This window comes from Streptomyces rubellomurinus (assembly GCF_000961885.1).
GTDB classification, from domain to species: domain Bacteria; phylum Actinomycetota; class Actinomycetes; order Streptomycetales; family Streptomycetaceae; genus Kitasatospora; species Kitasatospora rubellomurina.
This window is the reverse complement of sequence record NZ_JZKH01000019.1, coordinates 1-13,992: the sequence shown is the minus strand read 5'-3', so window position 1 is coordinate 13,992 and position 13,992 is coordinate 1. Positions and strand designations below refer to the sequence as shown.

The window sequence follows — 13,992 nt, the reverse complement described above, 5'->3', positions numbered from 1 at the left end:
GCCGCCCGGTCGATCTACCGGTGCCGCACGACCAGCGAGCCGTCCGCGGTCGGCAGCACCCGGCCGCCGGCCGACTGCGGCGCGCACACCGTCTCCGGCAGCAGGGCGTCGAACACGAACACCCCGCCCGGCGCCAGCCGACGGGCCGCCGCCTGGAAGCAGCGCAGCTGCGCCTCCTGGGAGGGGATCTCGAAGAACGTGCCGCCCGCGAGGTAGATCAGCGTGTACGGGCCGTCGACCGGCACCTCGGTGAAGTCGCCGACGGTCAGCCGGATCCGGTCGCCGCCGGGGCGGCGGCGCAGTTCGGCGGCCATCTCCCGGGAGCCCTCGACGCCGTGCACCTCCAGGCCGCGCGCGGCCAGCGGCAGTGCCACCCGGCCGGTGCCGGGGCCGAGCTCCAGGACGGGGCCCGGGCCGGCGAGCCCGGCCAGGAGGGCGACGGTGTCCTCGGTGGGGGCCGAGTGGCCGAACCAGGCGTCGTAGCGTTCGGCGAACCGTGTGGCGTACGAGGCCGAGGGCTGCGTGGCGGCGTCGACGGACATGGCGGCAACTCCTTTGCTGGGGGCGGGGCGTGTCAGCCGAGCGGGTGGGGCAGTCGGGTCCGGGCGCGGGCCGGGAGGCGCTGGGCGCGTTCGTCGGCCGGCAGCCGGCGGGCGCCGGGGGCGACCAGGCGCACGACGGCCTCGGCACCGCCCGGGCCCCGGGATCCGGTGGCCGCGGTGGTGTCGACCAGGACCACGTCCTCCCCGGTGAGGTCGGCGAGCGCGCGGGCCGGCTCGGGCGGTCGGCCCCCACCGCGCGAGGGGGCCGCCGCCGTGCTCCCGGCGCGCAGGTGGGCCAGGCCGTCCTGGCGGTGGAACGCGTACAGCGCGTGCTCCAGCGGCCCGTACGGCGGGGCGCCGCCGCCGGTGGCCCGCATATGCCGCCACGCGTCGCGGGCGGCCGGGGTGCCGAGGCTCCAGCGCACCATCAGCGCCTCCTGGCAGGCCGCCTGCGCCGCCGTGTCGTCGGCCGGACCAGCCGTGGCCCGGGCCCCGAAGGTCTGCCCGGTCCCGTCCGGCGCGTGCACGCACGCGAGCACGCACGACGTCCCGGCGGGGCCGGGCAGGACCAGGAAGGTGGCCACCGCCCCGAGTGCCGTCAGCGCGGCCAGCAGCGGCGGCGCCAGGACGGGCCGGGCGGGCCGGGTCCGCTCGCCGTCCGCGTACCAGGCCTGCCACAGCAGGTGGCGCTCCAGCACCTCCAGGGCGGCGTGCCGCTCGGCCTCGGGGCGGCTGCGGTGGGCGGCCAGCCCGGTGGAACCCGGGCGCAGCGGGGCCGCACAGCCGGACGGCGGGCGGTGCGCCAGGTAGACGGCGCACGCCGGGACCAGGACCTCGCCGCCGCCGGTGAGGGACTGGCCGGGCACCCACAACAGCTCGGCGGCCCGCAACTCGCGAGCGGTATCCGACAGTTCGGGCCAGGCCGCCGGGTCGAGGACGGGCGCGCCGGCGCGGCGCAACGCGTCGTGGGAGCCCACGAGGCCGCCGACCCGCCCGCCGGCCTCGGCCTGACGGCCGGCCAGCACGTTGCCCACGCGCTCCGCGAGTTCGCCGCGGGCGCGCACCGCCACCCCGGCGCGGTCCGTCCCGGCCGCGGCGCCGATCAGGACGGACGTGCCGCCGGCCGCGTCGTTCGCGGAGAACGCCGGGGACCGGGCGGCGGTGCGGCCGAAGTACAGGCCGGGGGCGGCGGGGTACGGCTCGAAGGTCTGCACCGGCCAGGGGCTATCGGATTCGCGGGTCATCGTCCGGCCCGCTCCAGCGCCTGGCGGGCCTGGGCGGCGACCGCGCGGCCGTGGTCGGTGAGCATCCCGCGCCGGCCGTCCAGGGTGGCGCAGCCGTCGAGGCCCTGGGCGAGGAGCAGGTCGCGCCGGGCTACGGCGGCGGCTCGGGCGCCGCCCCGCATCGCGTCCGGCGCGGCCAGCAGCCGTTCGTAGAGCAGGACGCTCCTGGCGAGCACCACGACCTGCTGGAAGAGGCCGGTCAGCGGGCGCGGGTCTGTGCGCAGCGGCGTGCGGAGCAGTGCGGACGGCGCACCGGCCGCACCGGGCGCGTCGGGCGCGCCGGGCGCGCCGGCGAGGAAGGGTGCGGTCACCGCGGCGGCGTCGCAGCGGTTGTGGGTGCCCTCGTGGACCAGCGCCTCGACCAGGGGAAGCGGCGCGGGCAGCGCCGGGCCGCGGTCGTCCGGGAGGACCCGGGCGCCGTTCACGAAAACCACCCCGTGGACCGTGAAGTCGGTGAAGCCGTCGATGCCCCAGCCGTCCAGCAGTGCCACCTGCCGTACCACGGCGCCGAGTTCGGCGAGCATCTCCGGCCAGACCCGGTCCAGGAGGCGGACGGCGTCGTCGAACACGAGCCCGTGGCGGGTGCCCCAGGGGGTGACGGCGAGTGCGGCGAGCTCGGCCGCGCGGTCGGGCCGTGGCGGGATGCTCACGCGGGCCCGGTCCAGGCTCGCCGTCAGGTGCTCCTCCGCCGGGGGAAGGTCAACTGGCCAGGGCCCACCCTCCGAACGCCGGGCGGCCCGGGCCGCGCTGGCCGTGGCGCGGGCACCGATATCGCGCAACTCGCCGTCCAGGCAGCCCAGTTGCCTGGTGTCGCCACGGCGCGCGAGGCGCTGCGCCCGGTGAGCGGCGGCGTGGTAGCCGGGGTAGGCGATCGCGTCGCCCGGCGGAAGGGGCGTGCTCGGCAGCGCCCGGGCCAGGCCGGCGCGCACCAGCGCGAGCACGGCACGCTCGTCCTCGCGGGCGGTCCGCGCGTCGGGGGCGACCTGCATGGGCGTGACCCTCTCCTCATGGGTGCGGGGCCGGACGGCCGCCCGGCCCCGCACCGGGGGCGCCCGGCGGCGCCGCAGTCCGGTCAGGTGCGCCTGATTCAGTCGGGAACGTCGACCATCAGGGCGAACTCGGGGAGGTCTTCCTCCTCCACGGGCTCCAGGGCCTCGATCTCGACCTCGGTGGTGTCTCGGATGTCTTCCACGAATCCTCCTCGCTGATCACGGCGGGGACGACCCCACACGGGTGGCGTGGAGACGTTCGCCCGGGTACGTCCCACTGTGTGCGAAGGGTCCGGGGCCCGCCACTCGGCGGACGCGGTGGCCTGCGGTGGCCTGCGGTGGCCTGCGGTGGCCTGCGGCGGACGGACCGCAGTCGGCCGCGTTCCCGCACGTCGTTCCCGCGCCTCACCCGACCGGCCCACAGCGCCCCCCTGGTCCGTACCGCCCGGTCGTCCGGTCGGCCCCCGCGCCAGGTGGGGCGCCCCGGCCCGGCGGCGAGCAGCCCGACAACGGGCAGCCGCAGGGAAAGCACTCCCCTCACGCGCGCCAATGGAGCGTCAACTTCCTTGCTCCTCCCTTGTTGTCGTGACCGTGCCCTCACTACGGTCGTCGAGCCTCGCCCGGGGCCGTCGCTCCCCCTCCCAGGAGGATCCGCCTTGCGCCGTCGAAGAATCGCCCTGCTGGTCGGCCCGGCCCTGCTCGGCCTCTCCCTCCTCTCCCCCGCCTCCTCGGCCGCCGCCGGCCCCGCGCTGCCGCAGGGCGTCCAGAGCGACGACAGCTACGCCGCGAGCCAGGCCGCCAACGCCGTCAGCAACGTGCAGGCCACCTCGGCCGCCGTCAGCTGCTACCGCCCCGAGGTGCCGTACGGCGCCAACAGCGGCCCCGCCGAGGGCTACAGCGGCATGACGCCCTGCCCGGCCTCCGGCGCCACCACCGGCGAGGACACCGGCGCGGCCGGCCCGTACGCCAGCCAGGCGGGCAGCAACCCGGGCTACCCGGCGGCCACGCCGATGCTGGTCAAGGGGCACTCCGAGTCGGACCTGCGGATCGACCCGACCAACCCGAACCACCTGATCGGCGCCTCCAAGTGGGTTGCCGGCGCCGAGGGTTACAACCACCTGCTGGGCTTCTTCGAGTCCTTCGACGGCGGGCGCAGCTGGCCGGTGCAGGGCCACATCCCCGGCTACGAGGGCTGGACGGACAACACCGACCCGGTCGGCGCGTTCGACACCTGGGGCAACTACTACTCACTGCTGCTGCCCTACCAGTTCTTCTACAACGCGGACGGCTCGCACGACTTCGGCGTCGGCACCGCGCGCGAGCCCGACCCGGCCGTCCCCTCGCAGGTCATCTCGGTCGCGGTCCGCCCGCACGGCGCCACCACCGCCACCCAGTGGGTCAGTACCCACGCCGGGCACCCGGACTCCGTCGCGAGCTACGACAGCATCGGCAACGGCCCGGACAAGCAGTGGATCACCATCGACACCAACCCCGGCAGCCCGCACCTGAACCGCGTCTACGCGATGTGGGTGGACTTCCACGACAAGACCGCGGTGCCGTACTTCGCGTACGCCGACGCCCGCCCGGACGGCACCCACACCGACTGGTCCGCCCCGCAGGTGCTCCCCGAGCCGGCCGGCACGCCGCAGGGCGCCACCTACCTGCTGCCGCACGTCGCCCCGGACGGCACGGTGTACACCACCCTCACCAACTCCGATCCGGCGCACCGGTTCTGCTGCGACCAGATCTTCCTGGACGCCTCGCCAGACGGCGGCCGGACCTGGTCCACCGTCTCGACCCTGCCGGGCACCATCACCCCGCCGCCCGGTTCCTACGCCAACACCACCTTCCGCGACGGCATCGAGGACACCTTCACCCTCGGCGGCCGGCCGGTGAACGGCCACTACCCGCTGTACGTCGCGTACGAGGACTACGCCACCGGCGTCGTCAACGTCCTGCTGACCGCCTCGTACGACGGCGGCGCCAGCTGGAGCGCGCCCGTCCGGGTCAACGACAACGCCGCGCCGGTGGACGAGTTCCAGCCCAACCTGGCCACCGGCCCGGACGGCACCGTCAGCGTCGCCTTCTACGACCGGCGCCTGGCCTGCCCCGCCGCCGGCACCGCCGAGGCGCGGGCCGCCGGGCTCGCCCTGGACACCGCCAACCCCAAGCACCCCGGCGCGCCCTACGGCGCCGCCGACTACTGCGTGAACACCAGCGCCCAGTTCTACGACCCGACGCTCACCCCGCTCGGCCACAACATCCGGCTCAGCGCGCACTCCTTCGACCCGCAGCTCGACTCGCCGGTCGAGGGCTCCGACACCTTCATCGGCGACTACTTCGGCAACACGATCGGCGGCGGCACTGCGTACACCACCTCGGTGACCACCTACGACGACGGCACCAACCCGGGCCACCTGCAACAGCAGCAGGTGACGGCGCTCGCGGTGCCCCGCCACTGAGCACCCCGGCACCCCGGCACCCAGAGCGACGGGGCCGGGGGCCGCCCCTCACCAGAGCTTGTCGATCTCCCCCGGATACAGCCCGATCCGGGTGTCGTGGAACGCCGCCCGGGCGTCCCGGCACCTGTGCGAGAAGAAGCAGGCCATGGTGACCTTGTCGAAGCCGGGCCGGTCGCTGGGGAAGGGGGCGTCCGGCGTCCCCCCGATCAGCACGACGCCGGGAAGCGCCTGCCAGCCCGCGCTCTCGTAGAACGCCCGGAGCGGGCGGTCGCAGGTGAACAGCCCGAGATCCAGCTCCCGGGCGGCCATCGCCTCCCTGGCCGCCGCCACCAGGCGCCGCCCGAACCCGTGGCCGCGCGCCTCCCGCCGCGTCACCACCGTGCTCAGCCCGCCGGCGGCGTAGCGCCCGCCCGCGTGGGCGATCTCCTTGGACAGGATGTCCAGCGCGGCCAGCACCGTCCCCCCGTCCACGAGCAGCATCGACTCCGGGTTCAGCGAGGGGTCGTGGACCGGCGCGTCGGCGGCGACCACCGGGTCGTCCTCGGACGGCCACGCCTGGTCCTGGAGCTCCCGCACCTGCACGCGCAGGTCGAACGGGGTGGCCTCTTCGGGGAACGACAGGATCTCCACCACACGCCGATTCTGGTCGCCCACCGCGCGCACGCAAGCGGTTTTCACCGCCGAGGGCGCGGCACGGGGCCGCATCCTGGACGCTTCGTCCAGGTCGGACGTATAGTCCAGACCGTGGAAACCGTCGAAGAGAGCACCGACCCCCGGGTCCGGCTGTGGGAGCCCGTGGGCCGGGCCGTCGCGCTGCTGCTCGGCCCGTACGCCGAGGTGGTGCTGCACGACCCGGACACCGACCGGATCCTGGCGATCTGGAACCCGATGGGCTCCCGCGGCCCCGGGGACCCTTCGCTGCTGGGCGAGCTGGACGCGCTCGACCCGTCCGCGCGGGACGTGTTCGGCCCGTACGAGAAGGTGCTCGCGGACGGCCGGCGACTGTCCTCGGTCAGCGCCGTCCTGCGCGGGCCGGACGGGAAGGCCGCCGCGGTGCTGTGCGTCAACCTCGACCGCACGCCGCTGGAGCAGGCCGCGGCCGTGCTGTCCGCGTTCGGCGCGCCGACGACGCCCCGGCCGGAGCCGCTGTTCGAGCAGGACTGGAACGAGCGCGTCCAGCACGTCGTCGGCGCGCACGTGCGCGAGTGCGGCCGCCCCGTCGAGCGGCTGACCCGCGCCGACCGGCTGGCCGTCCTCGCCCGCCTGGACGAGGCCGGGGTGTTCGCCGTGCGCCGCGCCGCCCCGGCCGTCGCCGCCGCCCTGCGCGTCTCCCGGTCCACCCTGTACGGCCTGCTGGCCGAACTCCGCACCCCCGGCACCAAGGACGACACCCCATGACCCGCCTGCCCGACTTCCGCCTGGAGACCCACTTCTCCCGCTGGGAGTTCACCGCGCGCCACCACCTCACCGCCTCCGACGTGCAGACCATGACCCTCGGCGACCTGCTCGCCCTGGCCGACGACCAGGACCGCGCCGCGTTCGAGAACCTGTCGCTCGGCTACACCGAGACCTACGGCGACCCGGCCCTGCGCGAGACCGTCGCCGGGACGTACGAGCGGGCGGACGCGGCCGACGTGATCTGCTTCGCCGGCGCCGAGGAGGCCCTCTACCTGGCGATGACCGTCCTGCTGGACGCGGGCGACCACGCCGTGGTGGTGACCCCGAACTACCAGGCGGCCGAGACCGTGCCGCTCGCCCTGTGCGAGGTCACCGGCGTCGCCCTCGACCCCGACCGGGACTGGGCCCTGGACCTCGACGCCGTGCGGGCGGCGATCCGCCCGAACACCCGGGTCGTCTCGGTGAACTTCCCCAACAACCCCACCGGCAAGGTCATCGGCGCCGCCGACTTCACCGAGCTGGCCCGGCTGTGCGACGAGCGCGGCATCCGCCTGTTCAGCGACGAGGTCTACCGCGGCCTGGAACGCGACCCGGCCCGCACCCTGCCGCAGGCCGCCGACCTGTCCGAGCGCGCCCTGTCGCTGAACGTCACCTCCAAGTCGCTCGGCCTGCCCGGCCTGCGGATCGGCTGGATCACCTGCCGCGACCGCGAGTTGCTGTCCCGCCTGGAGCGGGCCAAGCACTACACCACCATCTGCAACTCCGCCCCCAGCGAGGTCCTGGCCCGCATCGCCCTCAAGGCCCGCGCCGGTATCCTGGACCGCAACCGGGCCCTGATCGCCCGCAACCTCCCCCTCTTCGACGCCTTCTTCGCCGAGCACCCCGACCTCTTCGCCTGGCAGGCCCCGGACGGCGGCTGCGTCGCCTACCCCCGCTACCTCGGCCCCGAGGGCGTGGAGGAGTTCTGCACCCGCCTCGTCGAGGAAGCCGGCGTCCTGCTGCTGCCGGCCTCCGTCTACCGCTCCGAACTGACCCCCACCCCCACCGACCGCTTCCGCATCGGCATCGGCCGCGCCGACCCCGAAGCGGGCCTGGCCGCCCTCACCCACTGGCTGCACACCAAGCGATGACCCCGCCCGGGCGGCCGCCCGTCACCCCGCCGGCCCACCACCGCCTCCGACTCAGCGTCAGATGACTGATGTGCGGGGGATGTACCCCCGCGACAGTGAGGACCGATGGGTCTCACGACGGAGCACAAGGGGCTTGACATGACTCGCACGTGGTTGATCACCGGCGCTTCCCGGGGCTTCGGGCGGCGCCTGGCCGAAGCGGTCCTGGAGCGCGGGGAGCAGGTCCTGGCGACGGCCCGGCGACCGGAACAACTGGCGGACCTGGTCTCCAGTTTCGGGCCGCGGGTCCGCACCGCGGGCCTGGACGTGACCGACGCGGCCGCGGCCCGCGCCGCGGTGGACGGCGCGGTCACGGCCTTCGGGCGGCTGGACGTGGTGGTGAACAACGCCGGATACGCCAACAGCGGCCCGATCGAGGAGATGACGGACCAGGACTTCCGCGCACAGTTCGAGGCGAACTTCTTCGGCGTGGTCAACGTCACCCGGGCCGCGCTGCCGGTGCTGCGCGCGCAGCGGTCGGGCGTGTTCGTGCAGTTCTCGTCCCTGGGCGGGCGGGTCGGCGGCACCCCGGGCATGGGTGCCTACCAGAGCGCGAAGTTCGCCGTCGAGGGCTTCTCCGAGGTCCTGGCCGGCGAGGTCGCACCGTTCGGGGTGAAGGTGGTCATCGTCGAGCCCGGGGCCTTCCGGACGGACTGGCAGGGCTCGTCCATGGAGCTGCACCCGGTGGGGCCCGACTACGAGGAGACCGTCGGCGCCATGAACCGGTACCGGCAGGAGAACAACGGCACCCAGCCCGGGGACCCGGCCCGCGCCGCCCGGGTGATCATCGACGTCGTCGGCCACGACGACCCGCCACGCCGGCTGCTGCTCGGCGCCCAGGCCGTGACCGCCGCCCTGGCCGCCGGTGCGGCGCGCGCGGAGGAGGCGCGGGCGTGGGCCGGGGCGAGCGCCGCCGCCGACTTCCCGGCGGAGCAGTGAGCGGACGTGAACAGCAGCCAGCTCTTCGACGACCTCGCACACCCCCGGCCGCACACCTCCCCCGCCCCCGACCGCTCGGGCTCACCGCTGCGCGACTACGTCCTGCACGGCCTCCCCACCGCGCTCGGCGAGATCTCGGCGGGTAGCCTGACGTACCGTCAACTCGCCGATTCCCAGGAACAGCTGCTCCGGGACGTCGCCGCGCAGCGTCTCGCCGCGGACGACGAGCGGACGGCCCGCCTGCTGCAGCTCGACCTGCTCTTCCTGCTCAGCGGCTACGCGCCCGCGGGCCCGCAGGCCGCGCCACGCGCCCTGACCGAGCTGATCTCCGACCGGTGCGGCAGGTTCCCCGCCCTGGATCCCCATCTGAGCTATGAGCTCCTGATCGACGTCAACTGCGAGGAGTACCTGCGCAGCGGGGACGTCCGGGTGTTCTCCGCGGGCCGGGACGCCGCCCTCGAACGGGACTTCTACCTCGGCCACCACCTCTCCGAGCCGTGGGCGAAATCGGCCGCCTACGGCCTGCGTTCGCTGGTCCTGCCGGAGGCCGCCACCCGGTCGGCCGCCACCCGGCCGGCCGCGGTCCTGGACGACGTCGCCGAGTGCCTCGCGGAGTTCACCCGGTACATGGCCAGGTACCGCAGGCTGTCCCAGCAGGCGTTCCACCGGTTCCGCCCGTACCACATGGGCCATCCCGGCGGCCCGCGCGGCGCGAGCGGTGCGTTCATGCCCAGCGTCCAGCTCCTCGAACTGGCCCTGCTGCCGCCCTCGGAGGGGTACGGCATCTTCCTGGACCAGTCGATGTCCTACTTCCCCGCGTGGTCCCGGCCCGTCATCGCGCGGTGGCGCGGCGACTCCGTCCGCGGGGCGAACGTGTTCCAGCGGCTGCGGGACGGCCGGCTGGTGCTCGACGGCGCCGGCCGCGACCGGCTGGTCAGGGTGATCGACAGGTTCGTGGACTTCCGGATGGCGCACCTGGGCGTCACCCGGCACGCGCTCCCCGAGGCGTTCCGGGAGCGGACCGGGCTGACCCGCCGTGACATCCGCGCGCAGGACGGCGAACGCGACATCCTGGACGGCCGGGACCCGGGCACCTCGGGGTTCAGCGTCCGGCACGTGCTCACCAACGCGGTGTACCGGCTCCTCGCGCTCCGCGCCGATCTCGTCCACCCCGGCTCCGCTCCGGCCAACTCGTAGGCAGGCAACCGATGTCAGCTCTCCGTGTCGCGGTCGTCGACGCGTTCGGCACGTCCTTCGGGTTCACCGGTGCGTTCGGCGCGGTGGGCGGCGAGGTGATCCAGGTCCGGAGCACGCCCGTGCCCCCGGTCGGGGTCGATCCGGTGGACGACCGGGCCTTCAGCGAGGTGCTGGTCCACGACGGCGAGTTGGACGCCCTGACCGCCCGGCTCGCCGCGCTGGGGCCGGTCGCGGTCCTGGCCGGCCGGGAGACCGGGGTGGAGCTCGCCGACGCCCTCTCCGAACGGCTGGGGCTGGCCTCCAACGGCACGGCCCTGAGCGGCGCGCGGCGCGACAAGTACGTGCAGATCGAGACGATCAAGGCCCGGGGCGTCCCGGGCATGCGGCAGCTGCGGACCGGCGACGAAGCCGAACTGCACGCCTGGCACCAGGACGTGGGCGGAACGGTGGTCGTCAAACCGCTGCGCGGCTACTGGGGTGCCGGCGTCTCCTTCTGCGACCGGCCGCAGGACTCGGTCGCCGCGCTGCGCGGGCTGCGCGGCCGCCGTACGGTGCTGGGCGAGCCGATCACCGAGGTCGTCGCCCAGGAGTACCTGGTGGGCGCCGAGTACATCGTGAACACGGTCAGTTGCGCGGGTGTGCACCAGCTGACCGACGCCTGGCGCACCGAGCGGATCGAGGCCAACGGGGTGCGGGACCTGGTGACCGCGCAGGTGCTGCTGCGCTGCGACGAACCGCCGGTCGGCGAGCTCTTCGACTACGGCCGCCGGGTGCTGGACGCCCTCGGCATCCGGTACGGCGCGGCGCACCTGGAGATCAAGCTGACTCCGGACGGGCCGCGGCTGGTCGAGGTGGGCGCCCGCGTCTCGGGGCTTCCGCACTACACGAGCGAGGTCCTGGGCGAGGGCCAGCTGGAGTGGACCGTCGACGCCTACCTCCGGCCCGAGCGCTTCCACGCCCGGGCGGGCCGGCCCTACCGGCGGCGGCACGCCTTCGCCTGGGCGGCGCTGGTCGCGCCGGCCTCGGGACGGCTGCGGGCCTACCGCGCGCTGGACCGGCTCGAACGGCTGGCGAGCTTCCGCTCCCTGACCGTGCTGGTGAGGCCCGGCGAGGCGATCACCGCGACGACCTACGACCGCGAGTACCCGGCCACCCTGACGCTCGGCCACCCGGTGGACGCCGTCCTGCAGCGCGACCTCAACACGGTGCGCTACCTGGACGGCCCGGGGATGTACGACATCGGCCCGGCGCCGATGTGATGGGATGGGCCTTTCCGTGTCCGCGCCCAGGGAGGTCGTCGTGTCCCCCACCCCGCAGGAGATCTTCCAGCGGTACGTCCATGCCGGTCCGTTGAGCCGCGATCCCGATGCGCTCGCCGAGACCTTCACCGAGGACGGCGTGTTCGAGGCGCCGCTGCAGCCGGACGGCGCGACGCTTCCCCGGCGGATCGTCGGCCGGGAGGCGATCCGGACCGCGATGGCCGCGTACTACGCGCGGTCGCCGAAGGGCGGCCGGGCGCCGAACTTCGCGAAGTCCGCCGCCGTGCTGCACACCACCGCCGACCCCGAGGTGTTCATCGCCGAGATCGACACGGTCTTCGACGGCGCCGACGGCGAGGACGACGAGATCGTCTCGCTGGTCCAGATCTTCCGCACCCGTGACGGGAGGATCGCCCACCTGCGCGACTACTTCTCCCCCGCGGCGCTCGACTGATCAGCCGCCCGCCGGGACCTTGAGGCTGCCGTAGCGCTGCATCCGCTGCCAGCGCAGCCGGGACCCGGCGAGGGCGGTGAACACCGACTGGATCACCACCAGGTACATCAGCTGCCGGTGGACGAACTGCTGCAGCGGCAGGCTCCAGAGCGGGCCGAGCTTCTCCTTGTCCAGGCGGAACGCGTAGGCGCCCATGAGGAGTTGGACCAGCAGGAAGGCCGACCACAGGCCGACGATCCGCACCGGGTCGAGGAACACCAGGCCGTACAGGGCGAAGACGTCGACCACCGGCGCGAGCAGCGGCAGCAGCACCTGGAACATCAGCAGGTAGAGCAGCCCGCGGCGGCCCAACTTGCCGGCCTGGCCGCCCTGGACCAGCGCGCCGCGGTGCTTCCACATCGCCTGCAGGGTGCCGTAGCACCAGCGGTAGCGCTGCCGCCACAGGGCGCCGAGCGAGGCGGGGGCCTCCGTCCAGGCCTTGGCGCGCTCCTCGTAGACGACCCGCCAGCCGGCCCGGCAGAAGGCCATCGTGAGGTCGGTGTCCTCGGCGAGCGTCTCCTCGCCGACGCCGCCGACCGCCAGCAGCGCGGAGCGGCGGAACGCGCCGACCGCGCCCGGCACGGTGGGCATGCACTGGGCGAGGTCGAACAGCCGGCGGTCCAGGTTGAAGCCGACCACGTACTCGATGTGCTGCCAACGCCCCAGCAGGCCGCCGCGGTTGATCACCTTGGCGTTGCCGGAGACGGCCCCGACCGAGGGGTCGGCGAACGGCTGGACGAGGTGGCGGACGGCGTCCGGCTCGAACACCGTGTCGCCGTCGACCATCACCAGCAGCTCCGCCCGCGCCGCCGCGATGCCGGTGTTGAGCGCGGCCGGTTTGCCCGCGTTCTCCTGCCGGATCACCCGGGTGTACGGGAGGCCGAGCGATTCGACCAGGTCGGCGGTGCCGTCCGTCGACCCGTCGTCGACCACGATGATCTCCACCGGGTGGTCGGAGGCCAGCAGCGAGCGCAGCGCGGCCTCGATCCCCGCGGACTCGTTGTACGCGGGCACGATCACGCTCACCGGCTCCGTCACCGGCGGCCCCCAGGCGCGGCGGCGCAGCCGCTTGTGCCGGTTCGCGGCGACCAGCACCGCGACGGCCCGCAGCACGCTGATCGCGCCCGCCGCCCAGAGCAGCCAGCCGAGCGCGGTGAGCACCCAGTCGCCGCCCCGGAGGATCCAGATCAGCGCGAGCCCCTGGTAACGGTCGGCGGCCCCGGCCGGGTGGACCGGGTCGGCCAGGCCGACCGCCTCGCTGACGGTCGCGAAGTGCAGGCCGCGCGCCTTGAGTTGGGGCAGCAGCACGCGCAGGGCGGCGACGGTCTGCGAGCGGTCGCCGCCGGCGTCGTGCATCAGCATGACCGGGCCGGGGCCGTGCGGGGCGGCGTCGAGGTTCTTCACGATCTGCGCGACGCCCGGCCGCTGCCAGTCCTCGCCGTCCTGGGTGGTGAGCACCGTCAGGTAGCCGTCGTGCCCGGCCTGGCGCACGGCGTCCCACTCGCGGTCGTCCAGGGCGTTCGCGCTGGACGAGTACGGCGGACGCAGCAGGGAGCTGGTCACCCCGGCCGATCCGGCCAGTGCCAGCTGGGTCTCGCGCAGTTCGAGGGAGCGGCGCCAGCCGGGCGCCGGGCCGAGGTCGGTGTGGGTGAAGGTGTGCACGCCGATCTGGTGGCCCTCGGCGACGATCCGCCGGACCAGGTCGGGATGTTCGGCGGCCTGGGTGCCGACGACGAAGAAGGTCGCGTGCACGCCCTCGTGGCGCAGCACGTCGAGGACCTGCGGGGTCCACTGCGGGTCGGGACCGTCGTCGAAGGTGAGCGCGATCGTGCCGGGCTTCGGGCCGGCGCTGCGCGGCTGCGCTCCGGCCGCGTCGATCACCGGGCCGCCGTCGCGGACCGCCGCCGGCACGCCGTCCGCGGCCGAGGGCGTGGCGGCCTGGTCGGGGCGGTCGTCGAAGCTGTGCTGGGTGTAGCCCTGGAGCAGGAGGGCGCCGGAGAGGGTGAGCAGCAGGGCGGTCAGCAGGAGCCAGTGGGTGCGGACCGGGCCCTGCCGGACCACCCCGCGCCGGCCTCGGCGGGCGGGGGCGGGGGCGCTGCGGGCGGGGGCGCTGCGGGCGGGGGCTCGTCGGCGGCGGGCGGCGCTCATGGTGCTGCTTTCCGGGGGGTGCGGGCGGTGCTGGGGAGGGCGGTCGGGCTCAGGGCTTGACGGGCTTGCCCGGCGGGGCGGTCGCTCGCCCGTGCGTCGGCGCGGGCCCGGGC

Annotated in this window: 12 protein-coding genes; 7 read left to right on the top strand and 5 right to left on the bottom strand. The window is 74.8% G+C overall.

Annotated features, from left to right (window positions below):
• Positions 1–14 precede the first annotated feature (14 nt).
• The 3 genes from VM95_RS40190 to VM95_RS11955 are packed head-to-tail and all read right to left on the bottom strand — an operon-like array spanning position 15 to position 2,814.
• Positions 15–542, bottom strand: a complete 528-nt coding sequence (locus tag VM95_RS40190) for a class I SAM-dependent DNA methyltransferase (RefSeq protein ID WP_052707317.1) — start codon at positions 540–542, stop codon at positions 15–17.
• Between the two features lie 32 nt (positions 543–574).
• On the bottom strand, positions 575–1,786 hold the full coding sequence (locus VM95_RS11960; RefSeq protein ID WP_078859808.1) for a YcaO-like family protein: 1,212 nt from the start codon (positions 1,784–1,786) through the stop codon (positions 575–577).
• Positions 1,783–2,814 carry an aKG-HExxH-type peptide beta-hydroxylase gene (locus tag VM95_RS11955; protein WP_045695248.1) on the bottom strand — a complete coding sequence of 344 codons (1,032 nt, stop codon included), beginning with the start codon at positions 2,812–2,814 and terminating at the stop codon, positions 1,783–1,785. Before VM95_RS11955 ends, VM95_RS11960 begins: the two co-directional genes overlap by 4 nt.
• A gap of 656 nt (positions 2,815–3,470) precedes the next feature.
• Here VM95_RS11955 and VM95_RS11950 point away from each other — a divergent pair.
• A complete protein-coding gene (locus tag VM95_RS11950; RefSeq protein ID WP_045695245.1) occupies positions 3,471–5,276 on the top strand; it encodes a sialidase family protein in 1,806 nt (601 codons plus the stop codon).
• Positions 5,277–5,324: 48 nt separating this feature from the next.
• On the opposite strand, the gene VM95_RS11945 is transcribed toward VM95_RS11950, so the two are convergent.
• Positions 5,325–5,909: a GNAT family N-acetyltransferase gene (locus VM95_RS11945; protein WP_244178732.1), complete on the bottom strand. Its 585-nt coding sequence runs from the start codon at positions 5,907–5,909 to the stop codon at positions 5,325–5,327.
• Positions 5,910–6,020: 111 nt separating this feature from the next.
• On the opposite strand from VM95_RS11945, the gene VM95_RS11940 reads away from it, so the two are divergent.
• The 6 genes from VM95_RS11940 (at position 6,021) to VM95_RS11915 (ending at position 11,692) form a co-directional block, all read left to right on the top strand.
• Positions 6,021–6,674 carry a helix-turn-helix transcriptional regulator gene (locus tag VM95_RS11940; protein WP_045695242.1) on the top strand — a complete coding sequence of 218 codons (654 nt, stop codon included), beginning with the start codon at positions 6,021–6,023 and terminating at the stop codon, positions 6,672–6,674.
• The gene (locus VM95_RS11935) at positions 6,671–7,804 is read left to right on the top strand and encodes an aminotransferase class I/II-fold pyridoxal phosphate-dependent enzyme (RefSeq protein ID WP_045695240.1); all 1,134 of its coding nucleotides are present in this window, start codon (positions 6,671–6,673) and stop codon (positions 7,802–7,804) included. The genes VM95_RS11940 and VM95_RS11935 overlap by 4 nt, the downstream gene beginning before the upstream one ends.
• A gap of 138 nt (positions 7,805–7,942) precedes the next feature.
• The gene (locus VM95_RS11930) at positions 7,943–8,782 is read left to right on the top strand and encodes an oxidoreductase (RefSeq protein ID WP_045695237.1); all 840 of its coding nucleotides are present in this window, start codon (positions 7,943–7,945) and stop codon (positions 8,780–8,782) included.
• 6 nt (positions 8,783–8,788) lie between these two features.
• The gene (locus VM95_RS11925) at positions 8,789–9,979 is read left to right on the top strand and encodes a hypothetical protein (RefSeq protein ID WP_052707316.1); all 1,191 of its coding nucleotides are present in this window, start codon (positions 8,789–8,791) and stop codon (positions 9,977–9,979) included.
• Between the two features lie 11 nt (positions 9,980–9,990).
• Positions 9,991–11,238, top strand: a complete 1,248-nt coding sequence (locus VM95_RS11920) for an ATP-grasp domain-containing protein (RefSeq protein WP_045695234.1) — start codon at positions 9,991–9,993, stop codon at positions 11,236–11,238.
• Positions 11,239–11,278: 40 nt separating this feature from the next.
• Positions 11,279–11,692, top strand: coding sequence for a nuclear transport factor 2 family protein (locus tag VM95_RS11915; RefSeq protein ID WP_045695231.1), 414 nt, complete (start codon positions 11,279–11,281; stop codon positions 11,690–11,692).
• Here the strand turns inward: VM95_RS11915 and VM95_RS11910 are convergent, their stop codons facing one another.
• Positions 11,693–13,879 (bottom strand): bifunctional polysaccharide deacetylase/glycosyltransferase family 2 protein, encoded by a 2,187-nt coding sequence (locus VM95_RS11910; protein ID WP_078859807.1) that lies wholly within the window; start codon positions 13,877–13,879, stop codon positions 11,693–11,695. It abuts the gene before it with no gap.
• Positions 13,880–13,992 lie beyond the last annotated feature (113 nt).

Coding starts and splice junctions, on each gene's coding strand:
- VM95_RS40190 (WP_052707317.1), bottom strand. CDS start 542: ATGTCCGTCGACGCCGCCACGCAGCCCTCGGCCTCGTACGCCACACGG.
- VM95_RS11935 (WP_045695240.1), top strand. CDS start 6,671: ATGACCCGCCTGCCCGACTTCCGCCTGGAGACCCACTTCTCCCGCTGG.
- VM95_RS11930 (WP_045695237.1), top strand. CDS start 7,943: ATGACTCGCACGTGGTTGATCACCGGCGCTTCCCGGGGCTTCGGGCGG.
- VM95_RS11920 (WP_045695234.1), top strand. CDS start 9,991: ATGTCAGCTCTCCGTGTCGCGGTCGTCGACGCGTTCGGCACGTCCTTC.
- VM95_RS11910 (WP_078859807.1), bottom strand. CDS start 13,879: ATGAGCGCCGCCCGCCGCCGACGAGCCCCCGCCCGCAGCGCCCCCGCC.
- VM95_RS11955 (WP_045695248.1), bottom strand. CDS start 2,814: ATGCAGGTCGCCCCCGACGCGCGGACCGCCCGCGAGGACGAGCGTGCC.
- VM95_RS11960 (WP_078859808.1), bottom strand. CDS start 1,786: ATGACCCGCGAATCCGATAGCCCCTGGCCGGTGCAGACCTTCGAGCCG.